The sequence below is a fragment of the Dehalobacter sp. DCM genome, from assembly GCF_024972775.1.
GTDB lineage: Bacteria > Bacillota > Desulfitobacteriia > Desulfitobacteriales > Syntrophobotulaceae > Dehalobacter.
Map to the genome: position 1 here is coordinate 1,915,124 of NZ_CP092282.1, position 15,811 is coordinate 1,930,934.

Sequence of the window (15,811 nt, forward strand, 5' to 3'; positions counted from 1 at the left end):
TCGTGAACGTCAATCTTTATATTTTTTATTCGGAGCTTGCGCACTGTGCGGTAAGACTCGTCGCAGAGGATAAGGCCCGATCACTGGATATTTCCAGTATTCTGCTGCTCTCGGGGGAAAATGTCTCGCCCGATTCCGAGCACCTTTATGTCGGCATACCGGAAAATGTTCTGAGGTACCTCAATTGCGGAACGCCTCTACAATTGGCGATCGTTGGGGACTTCGACGACTCTGCGATCAGAGACCGCGGCCATAGCGCCGTTATTTTCCCGGACGAAAGCGACTTGTTTTCGATGTTCAACCGCCTTCAGACAATAAAGGAAAAGTACGACGGCTGGGATGACGAAATGACTGAAGCTATCCGCGCAAAGTATCCCTTACAGCAGGTTTTTGACATTGGGGCGAAAATGCTCACGAACCCCGTTGCTATGTTCGACCGGAGCCTCGGCCTTGTCATGACGGCGGGGGAGATTCCAGATAACGTAAGAGGCACGATCTGGGAACCGGTCCTTGCCTACAACTACTCTCCTCCGGATACGTTGCAACCTAAGGAGCGGAAGGCTGTGCTTGACCGGCTTATGGAGAGCGATTGGCCGTTCACCTATCGTTCGCAGATACTAAACGAAAACCATCTTGTCTGCGGCCTGTTTGTCTCGGGAGAGTATTTCGGCTCCTTCGGTTCCTCGGAATTCAAGCCATTTTCGGAGGGGCAAATATCCATCCTAGCACGCCTTGCCCAAAAAATGGAGTGGGCGATTGCTAGCGCCTTTGGTGAGAACGGTACGACGACGGATATGCCATATTATATTAGCAGACTACTCGGCGGATACAATATAGAGCAAAATGCCATTGAGTACCACCTGCGGCGCAATGGCTGGAAAATGGATGATCCATTCCGCGTTTTGAGGATCGAGTCCACCGAAAAGATAATCATGTCGGACGAGGAGTGTGCGACTTATAAAAACCCGCTCAAATCTATCCTGCCGAAATCAATCATATTCCCCTATGAAAATGGCATTGTGGTCATACTCCATTCCTCCGGACTGTGTCCGCATGACAAAGACCTCATCGCCGAGCTAGTCAGAAACAGCCTTAGGGCCGGAGTTTCCATGGTGTATGAAAATTTTCTGAATATTAAGTACGCGTACATTCAGAGCAAGAACGCGCTTAGCAGAGCTGACGAAACGCTGTCCTTCTTTGAGCTTTGCTATACCGAATGCCTGGTATCTGCACTTGGACAGATAACAAGCCTAAAGACCTTTTGCCACCCGCGCATTCTCTGGTACTGGCAGCAGGGCAATGAGAAAAAGAGGAGCTTCATCCGGTGTATGTGGGCTTATCTGCAAAACGGGCGTAACCTGACCGACACAGCTAAAAAGCTTGGTATACACCGCAACACGCTTTTCTACCGTCTTGATAAAATGAGCGAGCTGCTGGATTTTGACATCTTTTCCGACTCCCTGGATAATGAGATACTCACCATGCTCAATTTTTCCTGTAGCATAGTGGATAAGCTCTGAACAAACGTCATTCTGCGGAAGTTTGGTATTCAGCTATTTTTTTTTTTGTAATGCACGGTTCCGCTTACGGTATCGCGCATTTTATATAAATAGACTTTATAACTTGTTCCGATGGGATAATTGCTTGTTTTTGGCGGATTCATCGCAATATTTTATCAATATTCGGCAGGACAAGTAGATGTGTAATAAGGAGTCTTCGTCCAAGGTACTAAAGTCTATTTTCATCATTTGTGAAATGTTATTAAGTCGATACAGCACAGTATGGCGATGAATATAAAGAACTTCCGCAGTTGCAGACACATTTTTGCCACTGATGATATATTCCTGTAGACATCGTAGAAGCTCCAACCCATAGTGATCATCTTTTTTTAACAGTGCTTTGATACCGGGATATAATAAGTCATTACTGTCCATTTCTTTATGAATAGAGCTCAAAATAAAATTCACGTAATGTTTTCGAAAATCATGGATTACCGGATTTTTTTGATAAGAACCATCAAAAGCAATCTGGCATTGCCTGTAGGCCTGTCGAATTTCAGAAATATCGTGAAAAATCATACTGAAGGCACCTTTAAAACCACAGACGGAAAGAAAATCATGAACACTTTCCAAATATGATTTGTCATCATAATTTTTCAGCAGATAATCAATGACAATAATCTGATTGTTAAAAGTGAAAAGAAATTCTTTTTTAAAATGTCTGTTGAAATTGGGGAGCCAATCTTCTATTAAAAAAGTATCCGTGATCGTCTGATCCAAGGGCAAAAATGTCCAAATGAAGTAGGATTGTTCAGGGCTTTTTTCTTTTTGCGATAAATTATAATAGAGCACGCTTCTTTCCACCGGGTTTCCCTGAAGGAGCTGGGTGATGTACCAGGGAGTCTCTGAAGCAAATGACTTGTATTCTTCCGAATGAAGGAGTGCTAATTCCATGAATTGTTGAATGGTATACATCATTGCATATTCTGACTTGGTAATCGGAGCAGAAATATCAGAGATAGCCAGACAGCCAAATAAGGTGTGGCGATGATGAAGTCCGGCAATAAGTCGATTAATGTTGCGGTAGAGGTCCTTGGATCGGTAATAGAAGGGTTTGGGATTATTCTGTAGTTCTCTTCTTAAAAAATCGGCTTCCGATTCTTTAGGGGAATACCCTTTTTTTAAAACATAGTCCCATAGTGAACCTTCTGCATTCTCGGGTATTGTTCCGGCTTTCATGAGTAGGTTTTGTTGATTATCAAATAAGGCAATTGGGTTTTTTAAAACAATACTACAGAGATCCAGCGTGGATTGAAGCGGTCTTCCTTGTAGAATTGCTTGGTGGATATTGCTTTCCCATTCCTGATATCGGTCAAAAACACTCTGAATTTGGGAAAGGATATCGACTGTTTCTGTATCATTTGGCAGGAAAAGAACTGCCTTGAAATCCTTGGCGGATTTACTTTGTTCAGGAAAACCGATACAGATAAGATTTAGTAATGGGTTAGGATCTAGAGTAACGTACTGATCTTGTGTTAAGAGATAGATATTCTGTTCTGTAAGATTGTCATGAGCTCCTTTGAACAAACGAATACCGGATAGGTTGATTGCAATATCATCACCGGCAACCAACGTGCCTTTTTCAGAGAAGAGCTCTTCAAAAATTGTATGGATGCTTAGTTTCATATTCCATATCTCCCTTTGGACAATTATGTACAATTTAATTATCTGATTTTTTCAATTATATGGCCAATGACAAGAAAAAACAAGTCAATTACAATAAGGCTGACGCAAAGAGAAAACCATAATCTTTCTAACAGGTCTTGGTGAAAGTAAGCTGAACTACTTTTTTATGGAGAAAGGGAGAGGTATTATGTCGGACGTTGTTAATCAAGGTGTCTTTACTTTAATGAGTGTAGGAGGAATGTACACAATCCCGTACGAATACACGGGATATAAGGATGAGATTCTAGCATCGAAATCAACCGCTTGGGTCGGTACTGCATTGAACGAATCCCCAATTTTTGACATTAAGGGCCCTGATGCAGCAGAGTTCCTAACATCGATATGTGTCAACGATTACAGAAATATGAAAGTCGGTGGAATCCGGCATGCTGTTATCTGTAATGAAAAGGGTCAGATGGTCGCTGACGGTGTTGTCATGAAAATTGAGGAAAATACATTTCGTACTTACTGGCTAATGCCGGTTGTCGATTATTATGCCTCCATTTCGAAGATGAACATCGAAGGTATTGATATGACAGGTAAGGAATTTTTTGTTCAGATTGCAGGACCTAAATCGTTGGAGATTTTAGAGAAGGCTTCGCAGAGTGATTTGCACGATATTAAGTTTGCGCAGCATCGCATTGCTAAAATTGCCGGTCACGATGTCCGTATCCTTCGGCTTGGAATGGCTGGGACCCTCGCTTATGAATTCCATGGTGATATGGCAGCTTTAGATGAAGTTTACGAACGTGTTTGGGAAATCGCTGCCTTAGATTATGATGCCAAAAAGCTGGGACGGGTGGCCTATTGCATGAACCATACGGAAGCAGGTTATGCAAACCTGAATATGCATTATCCGCTTCCCTGGTATGAGGATCCGGGTATTGCTAAATATTTGGAAGATAAGCCGATGGCCGGATTTTTTAACGCGAACCGGAAATTGATCGGCAGTGTTGGCGATGACCTGGAAATTCGTTTTAAAACACCTTACGATGTCGATTGGGGATTCCTGGTCAAGTTCAACCATGAGTTCCCGGGAAGAAAAGCACTTGAAGAAATTGCCAAGAATCCTAAAACGCAAATGGTTACCTTAGAATGGAATCCCGATGATCTTGGAGAAATCTTTGCTTCCCAGTTCAGGGGCCAGGATGTAGAGCCTTACGATACCATGGATGACCGACCGATGGATATGTATTATAACTGCGGATTTTCCTTCGCTTACCATGCGGATAAAGTCATGGACGGGGATAAAATGGTAGGAACGTCGGCCGGGAGATTGAACAGTGTCTATTACCGTCGGATGATTTCTCTGGGATTCATCGATAAAGAATATGCCGTGGAAGGAAAAGAGCTTACTGTGATTTGGGGAACTCCGGGAACACCGCAGAAAGCGATCCGGGTCAGAGTAGCCCGTACCCCTTATATGAATCTGGAAAACAATAAAGAGATTGATGTAGAAACAATTCCTTGTTATCAGGGATAAAGCAGACCTGCAGTTTCGGACAGATAAGCTCTTTAATACCAGTTTATGCTAAGAATGTTGGTAATAAATTTCTAGGGAGGAATAAGGATGTCAGTAGACGGAAATTGGAAAATCATTGCGAAGTCACCAGTCGGAGCGCAGGAAGGTGGTTTTGATTACAAGACAGAAGGAAACATTTTGACGGGAACTGCGACCGCCGGCGGTGAAACAGTTCCAATTGATGAGGGAAAAGTTAACGGAAATAATTTCGAACACAAGATGAAAATGAAAACTCCCATTGGTAGAGCAACTGTCAAAGTGACAGGAACTGTCGAAGGCGATAAAATCTCAGGTACTTTTAAGATGCTTATAGGTTCTATGCCATTTGAGGGAACAAGAATTTAGGATAAGTTTTAGTATACCAACTAGTCTAACAGTTTAAAATACCTTATGTTATTCTTGCAAAACGAAAGCTACTACACCATTTTTATGGATTCTCTGAACGATATGCCAGTTTTAGAAACGATTTCGTTCAGAGTATTCATTTATTATGAAGTCATTTCATCTCTGACTTCATTAAAGAGAGAAGGAAGATAGCCATGGATGAAAGACATATTGCGGCGTTTATTGAAGTGTTGCCATTCTTAGGTGACATCATTGGTCAGGATTGTACCGTTGGGGTCCTGGATCTAAAAACGGATCGGTATTCTGCTGTGCTTAATGGTGAAAAGCTTGGTTCTACGACCAAGGTCGGAGATGCTTTTCAACGGAACGAAAGTTATGCGCAGTTTATACAACAAAGAAAACAGTGGAAGCTGAGATTGCCGGAAAATGTCTTCGGAGTACCGGCCAAATGCGTTTTAACACCGATTATTGATGAGCACAATGACGTTGTGGCGATGATATCTTTTAATAAAGACATTGATACTGAAGCGCAAATTGAGGATACAACAGGCATGCTATTAAACTCAATGCAGCAAATTAATGCCGGAATTGAAGAGATCGCATCAAGCGCCAATCAGCTATCGACATTTGTGGAAGGAATCACAAGTTTCAGTAAGCAGACTCAGATAAAAATAAAAGAAATTGACAGTGTCATTAATGTGATTAAAGATATTGCTTCGCAATCGAACCTGCTTGCCTTGAATGCGTCCATTGAAGCGGCAAGAGCAGGGGATGCAGGCAGAGGTTTCAGTGTCGTGGCTCTTGAGATGGGGAATCTATCTAAGAACAGTAAAGAAGCAGCTCAAAAGGTAGCAGAGTCACTTTTGGAAATAAGAAAGGCAATTGATGTTATGTCAGAAAAGATAATTCAAACCAATGACGAATCCCATAATCAATCGGCTGCCACCGAAGAAATTGCTGCTACGATTGCCGATATGGTCAGTACGACCAGCCAACTTTCTGATTTGGCGAATATAAAATAAGTTAATTGTCCTTTGATAGTATCTCTGAACGTAGCCTATTGGCTAAGAGATACTTTTTTATTTGCTATTGTACATTTTTGACGAAATCAGGGCTTGATTTTGTATTCATACGTATAATGACAAACAGCTATTTTGCCTTTATGATAAGGTGGTATTTGAACGATTATTTGGAAGGCGGTAATTATGTTTGATGTTGACCATATAACCGAGGCTTTTCTGAATTTGGATGAAGTAAAAGTATTCGACGCTTTAAGTAATTTTATGAGCACGGATCCATCAGAAGAATATGCGCAAAAAGCAGTAGAAGCTTGTCAGCAAGGTATGGCAATGGTAGGCGAGCGCTATGAACACAACACCTATTTTTTGGGGGATTTAATATATGCAGGAGATTTATTAGCTACTGCAATTGAGATGTTAAAACCGGCTTTTGGATCACGTGAGTGTGAACGAAAGGGCGTGATCGTCCTTGGGACAGTTGCTGGGGATATCCATAGTGTCGGTAAGGATATATTTCGAAGTTTGGCAGAAGCTGCAGGATTCATCGTATGGGATTTAGGTATTGATCAGGAGTCGCACAAATTTATCGCAAAAGTAAACGAATTAAGAAATATCGGGACCAATACAATTATTGTTGGAATGAGCGGGGTTCTGACACTGGCACTGGAATCGATGAAAACGACAGTTGAAGCCTTGGGAGCAGCCGGACTTAGAAACCAGGTCAAGGTGATTGTCGGTGGTACGCCATTGACAGCGGAAGCTTTTGAGTGGATTGGTGCTGATGCTTACACTACGAGTGCCGCTGAGGGGTTAAAGATCTGCAGGAAGTGGGTAGAGTGCCGTATATGATTGTGATTATTGGTGCTGAAATTTGAAAGGAGATATCAAATTGAAAATACTTGGAATATCAGGAAGCCCACGGAGGGGCGGTAATACGGAAATACTTCTGGATGAAGCGCTGGATGCGGCCAGTAAATCAGGCGCGCAAACGGAAAAAGTTATTTTATCAACATACCGGTATTCACCATGCTTGTCGTGCGGTGCCTGTGAAAAGACAGGCAGATGCATTCAACAGGATGATATGTTGGGTATCTATGAAAAAATTGCCTTAGCGGATGGGATGATCTTTGCATCTCCGATGTATTTCTATACTGTTTCGGGATGGGCTAAAAGTGCAATTGACCGCTCCCAGGCCTTCTGGTCTCGTAAATACATACTAAAAGATCCAGTTTTTTCAGTAAATAAAAAGGCCTATTTTATTGGATTAGGAGCAACAAAGGGAGAACGTTTATTTGAAGGAACCAATTTGGTAATGAAATATTTTTATGATGCCATCGGCTATGAAGCTGCCGGCGAATTGTTGATTAAGGGGATTGACAAGAAGGGGGATATCCTGAACTATCCGAAACATTTGGAAGCTGCTCGTTTGCTTGGGGGGAAGGCCGCCGGCAGGTAATTTGATGCATTAATAAATATTGCGAACAGATTACGATAGTGTTTTTATCAGGTAAAAATCCAAGTTGAGACAAGATTAAGGAGTGTTTATTCAATGAAAATTTGTTGGGCGATGATCATGGTGAAAAATATGGATGAATCCATTCGATTTTATCATGAGATTCTTGGACTCCCTATTATCAAACGGTTTGGTGGTAAGGCAGGTCCGGAGATAGCCTTTTTAGGTGATGGAGAGACTCAAATAGAATTGGTATGTCAAGCAGGAAAAGAAGACATTGATATAGGGCCGGACATTTCCATCGGGTTTGAAGTTCCCTTCGTCGACGACTTAATCGATGATTTAATGCAAAAAGGAATTGCGATTGCCAGCGGACCATTTCAACCCAACGCGAAATTAAAATTTTTTTATGTGCATGATCCAAATGGTTTATCAGTGCAATTCGTTCAAAGAAATACGGATTAGCGTCAATTCTGATCAATAGAGGATTGAGACAGACATTCTTTCAACGCCACAATGGGAGATACCGTTGATTTATGGGATGGAGATCAATCCGTCCTCGGTCATAGGCGAGCAGTTCATCGATTTTTTTCGGTCAAATGTTGGCGGATGGGGTCGTGATGAAACGTGAAGGAGACCATTACCGTACTTATTGGATGGCACCTGTGCTTCAGTATTATGTTGAGTCAAGCGGGCTTGATATTAAAGGTGAATACCTGGTGGATGTTTTATTTGACGCCGTATAATGTTGGCTGGGGGTATTTGGTGAATTTTGACCACGATTTTATGGGTAAGGAAGCATTGACGAACGTTAAGAAGGATCCATCTTAAAAAGTTGTGACACTTGAGTGGAATACCGAAGATGTCGATTCATGTCTCAGTTTAGGGGACAGAGTGTGGAGCCTTATGATCCAATTGAGCATCATGCGACGACTGCAGACGCTTCTAATTTATCCACGCGCGGAGATTATGTCATAGCCAAAGGAAAGAAGATAGGAATGGCCTCGGGAAAAACATACGTTCTAATTAATTCTTATCAATTTCGAGTTGTAGGTACTACAAGAATGTTGTGTTAGAACAATAAAATCGTAATGCTATACTATAAATTATTAAGTAAGCTAGTCTAAGGTGGCAAATATTGATACGAAAACAAAAATCTAAGCAGAAGAGAATGACGTTTCCTTTGCTGTTGGGAGACCGTTCCTGTTATTGGTACGATTGCTTTTATCGTGCTTGGTGTCATCATGGTTATTGTAGATAAATCGACACCAGCTAAATACGTCTCTTTTGAAACGACAGCTAAATTATGACCCATAACCCATAATTCTTGAGTGAATATTGCCAATGCGGCACTGATCCTAACAACCATTTGACAATATTCAATAAGGCAAGCAGCAATATGCCTGCCTTCTCAATAAATGACTTTATACATCAAAGAAATTGATGTTACAATAACAAGAATAGTTTATTTTTTCGAAACACGCTAAAATAATATAAGACTTAATATTTGGATATTTCCGACTATAATACATTTACGCCGGATAAATTTTGAGTAGGAGGAATACAATGAACGAATACCAAATGCGTGACCGGGCAAAAGGGATGTATTCAATCTGTCTTAATGATCAACATATCCGAGTTCGTATTGCAGTACTAAAAGAAAGTGAAGCGGAAGACACTTGCTGCAAAACATTTAAAGAATGGGCTGTAAGAAACCCACAGGTACAAGTGGAAATTATCAGGACGGGGTCTTTCGGTTATGATGATCTTGAACCGATTGTGATGATTGATAAACCGGGAAAGCCAACGGTCCTCTATCGGAATGTTACCGAATCTATTGCCACGAGACTGATTGAGAGTTATTTGGAAAGTAATGATCCGTGTAAGGATCTTGCTTTTGCCGTGTTGGCAGATAGAAGCTATGAGGGTATTCCTGCGGCATTCGGATTGCCGCTTTTTAGCATGCAAAAGCGTATCGCAATGCGTCATTGCGGTCTGATTGATCCGGAGAATATTGACCAGTATATCGCCGAGTTTGAGGGATACTCGGGACTCGCTAAAACGTTAACGATGTCAATCTCTGAGGTGAATGCTATCATGGATAGGTCCGGACTCCGTGAGCGCAGCGGTCATGGCTGCGCGATTCATACCCAGTGGGGAAATTTTCAGAAAGCCCCTGCTTCTGAGAAAATTGTTATTTGCAACGCATTTGATAATGATCCGGAAGCTCGCGCCGGGCGCCTGCTTCTGGAGGGTGATCCCCATGCCGTCCTGGAAGGACTGCTGATAGCCGCCTATGCTATCGGCGCATCTCAAGCGATTGTCGCATTCCCCGCTGGGTACGGGAGTATGAAACAATTACTTGACAAAGCGGTGACTCAGATGAAGGACTATAACCTGATAGGTGCAAATATTCTCGAATCCGGCTTCGATTGTGACATTAAGATCAAAGAAGTACCGATGGCAATGATTGCCGGCGAGAAAACGGCGTTGATCCGCTTCCTAGAAGGACGGCAACCTATTCCGGTTCTTCGGAATAAAGAAAATCCGACACCAGAGCTTTGCAATAAGCCTGTACTCATAAATAATATCGAGACATTAGCCAATGTCAGCGCTGTGATGCAGGACCCAGATTGCCTAGAAGGCATTGGAACAACAGATAGCATTGGTACAAAAATTGTAACGCTAACAGGCGCTGTGGCCCACCCCTACACCGTTGAAATACCTTTTGGGACGTCGATCGACACCGTAATTCGCGGAATAGGCGGCGGAGTTGCAGACAGCGGCAGGATTAAAGCTGTGCAGTTTGGCTCTCCTACCGCTTCATACCTTAAACCCGATCATCTCTCGAAAAAGATCAGCTATGAGACTGCGAGAGAAGTCGGTGCGGATATGGGTTTTGGCGTGATCGAGGTTATCACGGACAATACCTGTGCCGTTGAATTAACGGAAAAACAAATGCTATTATTGCATGGGCAAAGCTGTGGGAAATGTGTATTCTGCCGTGAAGGAACTCTGCATATGGCCGATTTGCTCAGCGACATCCGCAAAGGAGAAGGAACGGTCAAGGATATTGAATTACTTAGTGAATTGGGGAATAAAATGCTTGTTGGCTGCGTCTGCAGCTTCGGATTAACGGCAGCGAAACCGGTTCTCAGTGCTCTTGAGCTATTCCCGGAGGATTTTGAAGCCCATTTAAAACAAAAGATATGTTTGGCGAATCTAAGCTAGAACGAGGTATAGGACATGACAACGATAAAATTAACGATTGACGGACGTGAAATTGAAACCGAACAGGGCATCAGTGTCCTGAATGCCTCTCTGGAATGCGGAATCTATATCCCTCACCTTTGCCATCACAGCGAACTGCATCCCATCGGAGCTTGCCGTTTATGCGTTGTTGAAATCGATGGTTTGGATAGCCTTCAGACCTCCTGTACGACAACGGCTGCCGACGGGATGGTTGTAAAAACGAAAGGAGGCGCAATTGACGAAACGCGCCGCCTGGCGATAGAACTTATGCTCTCCGGTCATCAGGCAGATTGCGGATCGTGTATCAAATATCTGAACTGTGAGCTCCAGTCCCTGAAGCAATACCTTGTAGAAGATCACCTGAGCGTCAAACGTCGCTCCAGATTGTTCGGCGTTACGGATACCAATCCAATTTTCTTCCACGAACCAAACAAATGTATCCTCTGCGGCCGATGTGTCAGGGCCTGCCATGAACTTCGCGGTGTCGGTGTTCTTTTCTATAAACAGGACCATGGAGAGACTTACATTGGAGTCGGAGCGGATCCCATAATAAATACGTCATTGGCTGAGGCCGGATGCCGCTTCTGCGGAGCTTGTGCTGAAGTTTGTCCGACAGGAGCTATCTTGGACCGTGATGAATTTGGCAAAGGCAAAAAAAGAAAAGAAGCATTGCTGCCATGCAGCTGTACCTGTCCCGCAGAAATTGATATCCCGAGATATTTGCGTTTTATACGTGAAAATAAATATGAGGAAGCCACGGCGGTAATCCGAGAAAAAGTACCATTCCCGCTAGTACTGGGGTATGTCTGTAGTCATCCTTGCGAGGGAGAATGCCGCCGGGGGCATGTTAACGAACCCATTTCCATTTGCCGTCTGAAACGTTTTGCTGCTGAAAATGACTATGGGAAACTATGGAAGAAAAACGTTCAGATGAAGGGCGACACAGATAAGAAAGTTGCGGTTATCGGTGCAGGTCCGGCAGGCCTTACCGCGGCCTATTATCTGTCGCTGCAGGGTCATGATGTCACCGTCTATGAGGCGTTGCCGGAAGCAGGCGGTATGCTCCGCTACGGCATCCCCGAATATCGTCTGCCGAGGGAGGTCATCGACCGTGAGGTTCAGGAAATCATAAGTAGCGGAGTAACACTCAAAACCAACGTCCGGGTGGATTCACTTGATGCTCTGCTGGACGAGGGTAATGAAGCCGTACTGGTTGCCATTGGAGCCCACAAAGGGGTCAAACTCAGGATCCCGGGTGCTAACGGTGAAGGGGTATTAGTTAATACGCAATTCCTGAAAGCGGTCAGTTTGGGAGAAAAGGTTGAAGTAGGCAAGAAAGTCATGGTACTTGGCGGAGGTAATGTTGCCTTTGACTGTGCGCGGGTTGCGAAGCGCTTGGGTGCCGAAGAGGTCATGATGGCTTGTCTTGAGGCTAAAGAAACCATGACGGCTTCCCTGGATGAAATACGTGAAGGGGAAGAAGAAGGGGTGAAGATCTACCCGTCCCGGACGTTCAAAAAGATCGTCAGGGAAGATGATAAAGTAAAAGGTGTCGAATTCATCAATGTCAAATCATTTAGCTTTGATGAGGACAAACGACTGCAATTGGAAACAGAAGAAGATTCGGAACATGTATTGGAAGCGGATACTGTCATTTTCGCCGTCGGACAAAGACCTGACATACCGGAAGGCTTTGCTATCGACAAGACTGAAAGTGGATTGGTGGAAACGGATTCCTTTACTATGGCGACAAACAGAGATGGTGTATATGCAGTGGGCGACGCTGTCACCGGAACCGATAAGGTCATAGCGGCAATCGCTTCAGGCCGCAAAGTGGCGGTACAAATCGATAAGTTCCTTGGCGGTCGCGGTAAGATCGATCAGAAACTTGCACCGGTTTGTGAACCGGAGAAGCGAATCGGAAAGATCGAGGGATTTGCTGAATTACCGAGATTAGAGGACAAATGTGAGGAAGCAGCAAAGCGTATCCAAGATTTCTGCTGTGTATCGAATAGTATCAGTCCCGATGCAGCCAAAGCTGAGGCGCAGCGTTGTCTCCAATGTGATCTGAGACTCAAAATGGCTCCGGTGAAGTTCTGGAGCAGCTATTAAACCATCGATACGGCTGTGACCGTAGCTTTCCTAATCCGGATTAATGACAGGATTGAGACAGAAACGAGAAGATTTCATATATTCAAGGCTGTACTGCGAGCCGAAACTAGTTCGCCATACAGTCTTTTTTTAGTTTATATAATGCCAACAGTGCCTAGGAAAAGGTTTCAAGGGAGTAGTGAATTTAAGATATAAGTGAATACATATATTATTTATAATAATGTTTATATTTGTATTATATAAAGGCCCATTATATGATGAAGTAAGGCCAGTATTTTAACTCTTTGCACAAAAGAACGTTAATATCAGTTGGATTTGTGTGTTAAGTAAATAGGGGGAGTTCGATGACTTTTAGTGAACAAGAACGAATTTATACGGTAATCATGCGATCAGGTACAAGCAAAGGAATCTATCTAAATGAAAATGACTTGCCTCAGGATCAAGAATTACGGGACAAGGTGATCCTGTCGCTTTTCGGCAGTCCGGATCCGAGGCAAATCGACGGTTTAGGCGGAGCTGAACCGCTTACAAGCAAGCTTGCGTTAGTTGCGCCATCCAATCGGCCGGATGCGGATATCGATTATACTTTCGGTCAGGTTGAAATCAACAAACCGGTGATTCATTATTCCGGGCTTTGCGGCAATATCTCGGCAGGTGTCGCGCCCTATGCCATTGAAGAAGGTTTAGTTAAAGCAGTTGAACCGGTAACTTCCGTACGGGTCTATTCTACGAATAACGGACAAATTTTTGTCACAGAAGTGCCTGTGAAGAACGGAAAACCTCAGGTACTTGGCGACTATGCGTTGGATGGTGTCCCAGGGACCGGTGCTAAAATAAATATTGATATGTCCACAACTTCGGGAACGGTGAAAGGCTTGCTTTTGCCAACCCGAAACGTCAGGGACAAGATTGATGTCGCAGGGTTCGGCGAAATTGAGATATCCCTGATCGACGTTGTCAATCCCTGTATTTTTGTCCGGGCAGCGGATTTAGGCTTAAGAGGTGATGAAAGCCCTGCCGAGTTCAATAAAAATGCGCAAACAATCGTCGTTCTGGAGAATATCCGGGCAAAAGTAGCCGAAGAAATACTTGGCTTCAAAGGGTGGAGCCAAGCCGAAGTCAGGGACCCCAATCCATTCATCGCGTTTGTCTCGCCAGCAAAATCGTATATCAATCATTTGACTAAAGAAGAGGTTGCTGCCGACGATGTGGATATATTGTCGCGCGTCTTGTTCCTTGGTGGGATGCATCAGACCCACCCCGGCAGTATTTCCTGCGTAGTAGGCGCTGCCGCTGTCATTCCGGGAACGATTGCCAATGAAGCCTCCGGGTTTAAAGAAATGGCCAAAACAGTGCGGATTGGCCATCCCGGAGGAATCATAGAAGTGGAAGCCGCTGTGGAAAAAGGGGAGAAAGAAGCTTATCAATTGACCAGGGCTGTTTACAGCAGAACGGTGCGCCGCTTGATGGATGGCTATGCCTATGTTCCCCAAACAATTTTTGCACTGGAATGATTCTTGGAATAATAATGTGATAATCACTATATGAAGCGATCGGTTGGCAATAAATATTCTAGATGGCAATCAGCAGGATGCTTGTCGGTTGCCGATGAAGGGAGAAAAAGCGATGGGCATGACCATGGCAGAGAAAATACTTGCTGCCCATGCGGGCAGAGAGTTAGTTAAGCCTGGGGATATCCTGACTTGCAAAGTGGATTGGGCGGCGAACCATGATATGTTTTTTACTGTAGGCGGGCAGACAGATTTTGATAAAGTAATAAAAATCGCGAACCCCGACCGCTGTATTATCTTTTTAGATCATGCCGTACCGGCGCCAACGACCAAAGACGCTGAAGGCGGTATCAAAGCCCGGCGTTTTGCCAAGAAACATGGGATAACGAAAATGTTTGATGTGGGCGATCACGGAGTCATCCATCAGATGCTTGCCGAAAGGGGCTTTGCCCTACCCGGAAAGCTAATTGCCTGCGGTGATTCCCATACGTGTGCAGCAGGCGCACTAAATAGTGCAGCCAGGGGCTTTGGGCCTGCGGATATGCTGTATACCTGGTGTACCGGGGAAAATTGGTATCAGGTGGCACCGACAATCCTTTATGAATTAACGGGTGCTTTACCGGAAATGGTTGACGGTAAGGATTTATTTCTTTATATCGCCGGCGTTTACGGGGATGCAATCAATAAGAATGTCGAATTTGGCGGAGAGGGCGTTGCCAATCTATCCATTTCCCAAAGGCAGAGCGTCGCTACCATGTGTGCCGAAATCAACGCTGAGTTTGCGATTTTTCCGTGCGATGAGAAACTGCTTGACTATATCAGGGATAGAGCAGTTGAGGAATTTACCCCGGTAGCTCCTGATTCGGATGCGCACTATCATGAAATTCGCAAGATTGATCTTAGCCGCTTGGTTCCATATGTTGCTTTGCCTCACTTTATTCCGGACAATTGCCAACCGGTCACAGCAGTTGAAGGGATGCCGGTTCAGCAGGTTCTGTTAGGGTCGTGTTCCAATGGCCGGCTCGAAGACCTCGCTGTTGCGGCAAAAATCCTGCAAGGCAAGAAAGTCGCATCCGGTGTCCGGATGATTGTCACGCCTGCCTCTCAGCGAGTTTATCTCGATGCGCTGCGGGCAGGGTATCTGGAGACGCTGGTTGAAGCCGGAGCGGTAGTCACCAACGCTACGTGCGGGGCGTGTTACGGCGGACACCTCGGTTTGATCGGCAGTGGGGAACGATGCCTTTCCACGACGACCCGTAATTTTAAGGGCAGATTGGGCACTCCGGACAGCGAAGTCATGCTGGCGGCACCGGCAACAGTAGCAGCAACGGCTTTGACAGGAAAAATAACGGATCCGAGAAATGTACAATGAA

Annotated in this window: 13 protein-coding genes; 12 read left to right on the forward strand and 1 reads right to left on the reverse strand. The window is 44.3% G+C overall.

What is annotated here, in order from left to right:
* Positions 1 to 2: 2 nt before the first annotated feature.
* On the forward strand, positions 3 to 1,520 hold the full coding sequence (locus tag LPY66_RS08975) for a PucR family transcriptional regulator (protein WP_337987732.1): 1,518 nt from the start codon (positions 3 to 5) through the stop codon (positions 1,518 to 1,520).
* A gap of 96 nt (positions 1,521 to 1,616) precedes the next feature.
* Here LPY66_RS08975 and LPY66_RS08980 read toward each other — a convergent pair whose 3' ends face one another.
* A complete protein-coding gene (locus LPY66_RS08980; RefSeq protein WP_337987733.1) occupies positions 1,617 to 3,185 on the reverse strand; it encodes a PucR family transcriptional regulator in 1,569 nt (522 codons plus the stop codon).
* 187 nt (positions 3,186 to 3,372) lie between these two features.
* Between LPY66_RS08980 and LPY66_RS08985 the strand changes: the two genes are divergently transcribed.
* From LPY66_RS08985 to LPY66_RS09035, 11 genes are all read left to right on the forward strand, one after another.
* Positions 3,373 to 4,707 carry an aminomethyl transferase family protein gene (locus tag LPY66_RS08985; protein WP_337987734.1) on the forward strand — a complete coding sequence of 445 codons (1,335 nt, stop codon included), beginning with the start codon at positions 3,373 to 3,375 and terminating at the stop codon, positions 4,705 to 4,707.
* A gap of 87 nt (positions 4,708 to 4,794) precedes the next feature.
* Positions 4,795 to 5,091 (forward strand): hypothetical protein, encoded by a 297-nt coding sequence (locus LPY66_RS08990; RefSeq protein ID WP_337987735.1) that lies wholly within the window; start codon positions 4,795 to 4,797, stop codon positions 5,089 to 5,091.
* 194 nt (positions 5,092 to 5,285) lie between these two features.
* Complete coding sequence (locus LPY66_RS08995; protein WP_337987736.1) at positions 5,286 to 6,113, forward strand: methyl-accepting chemotaxis protein; 828 nt, start codon at positions 5,286 to 5,288, stop codon at positions 6,111 to 6,113.
* A 183-nt stretch (positions 6,114 to 6,296) separates the two neighbouring features.
* Entirely contained in the window at positions 6,297 to 6,959 is a 663-nt protein-coding gene (locus LPY66_RS09000; RefSeq protein WP_337987737.1) for a cobalamin B12-binding domain-containing protein, read from the forward strand.
* A 40-nt stretch (positions 6,960 to 6,999) separates the two neighbouring features.
* On the forward strand, positions 7,000 to 7,566 hold the full coding sequence (locus LPY66_RS09005; RefSeq protein WP_337987738.1) for a flavodoxin family protein: 567 nt from the start codon (positions 7,000 to 7,002) through the stop codon (positions 7,564 to 7,566).
* 93 nt (positions 7,567 to 7,659) lie between these two features.
* Positions 7,660 to 8,028 carry a VOC family protein gene (locus tag LPY66_RS09010; protein ID WP_337987739.1) on the forward strand — a complete coding sequence of 123 codons (369 nt, stop codon included), beginning with the start codon at positions 7,660 to 7,662 and terminating at the stop codon, positions 8,026 to 8,028.
* A gap of 152 nt (positions 8,029 to 8,180) precedes the next feature.
* On the forward strand, positions 8,181 to 8,309 hold the full coding sequence (locus LPY66_RS09015; RefSeq protein WP_337987740.1) for a hypothetical protein: 129 nt from the start codon (positions 8,181 to 8,183) through the stop codon (positions 8,307 to 8,309).
* 820 nt (positions 8,310 to 9,129) lie between these two features.
* Positions 9,130 to 10,794, forward strand: a complete 1,665-nt coding sequence (locus tag LPY66_RS09020) for an NADH-ubiquinone oxidoreductase-F iron-sulfur binding region domain-containing protein (protein WP_337987741.1) — start codon at positions 9,130 to 9,132, stop codon at positions 10,792 to 10,794.
* A gap of 15 nt (positions 10,795 to 10,809) precedes the next feature.
* The gene (locus LPY66_RS09025) at positions 10,810 to 12,927 is read left to right on the forward strand and encodes an FAD-dependent oxidoreductase (protein WP_337987742.1); all 2,118 of its coding nucleotides are present in this window, start codon (positions 10,810 to 10,812) and stop codon (positions 12,925 to 12,927) included.
* A gap of 344 nt (positions 12,928 to 13,271) precedes the next feature.
* Entirely contained in the window at positions 13,272 to 14,441 is a 1,170-nt protein-coding gene (locus tag LPY66_RS09030; RefSeq protein WP_337987743.1) for a 2-methylaconitate cis-trans isomerase PrpF family protein, read from the forward strand.
* Positions 14,442 to 14,484: 43 nt separating this feature from the next.
* Positions 14,485 to 15,810, forward strand: coding sequence for an aconitase/3-isopropylmalate dehydratase large subunit family protein (locus LPY66_RS09035; protein ID WP_337987744.1), 1,326 nt, complete (start codon positions 14,485 to 14,487; stop codon positions 15,808 to 15,810).
* The last annotated feature ends 1 nt before the right edge of the window (position 15,811 follow it).

Coding starts and splice junctions, on each gene's coding strand:
- LPY66_RS08980 (WP_337987733.1), bottom strand. CDS start 3,185: ATGAAACTAAGCATCCATACAATTTTTGAAGAGCTCTTCTCTGAAAAA.
- LPY66_RS08985 (WP_337987734.1), top strand. CDS start 3,373: ATGTCGGACGTTGTTAATCAAGGTGTCTTTACTTTAATGAGTGTAGGA.
- LPY66_RS08990 (WP_337987735.1), top strand. CDS start 4,795: ATGTCAGTAGACGGAAATTGGAAAATCATTGCGAAGTCACCAGTCGGA.
- LPY66_RS08995 (WP_337987736.1), top strand. CDS start 5,286: ATGGATGAAAGACATATTGCGGCGTTTATTGAAGTGTTGCCATTCTTA.
- LPY66_RS09000 (WP_337987737.1), top strand. CDS start 6,297: ATGTTTGATGTTGACCATATAACCGAGGCTTTTCTGAATTTGGATGAA.
- LPY66_RS09010 (WP_337987739.1), top strand. CDS start 7,660: ATGAAAATTTGTTGGGCGATGATCATGGTGAAAAATATGGATGAATCC.
- LPY66_RS09020 (WP_337987741.1), top strand. CDS start 9,130: ATGAACGAATACCAAATGCGTGACCGGGCAAAAGGGATGTATTCAATC.
- LPY66_RS09025 (WP_337987742.1), top strand. CDS start 10,810: ATGACAACGATAAAATTAACGATTGACGGACGTGAAATTGAAACCGAA.
- LPY66_RS09030 (WP_337987743.1), top strand. CDS start 13,272: ATGACTTTTAGTGAACAAGAACGAATTTATACGGTAATCATGCGATCA.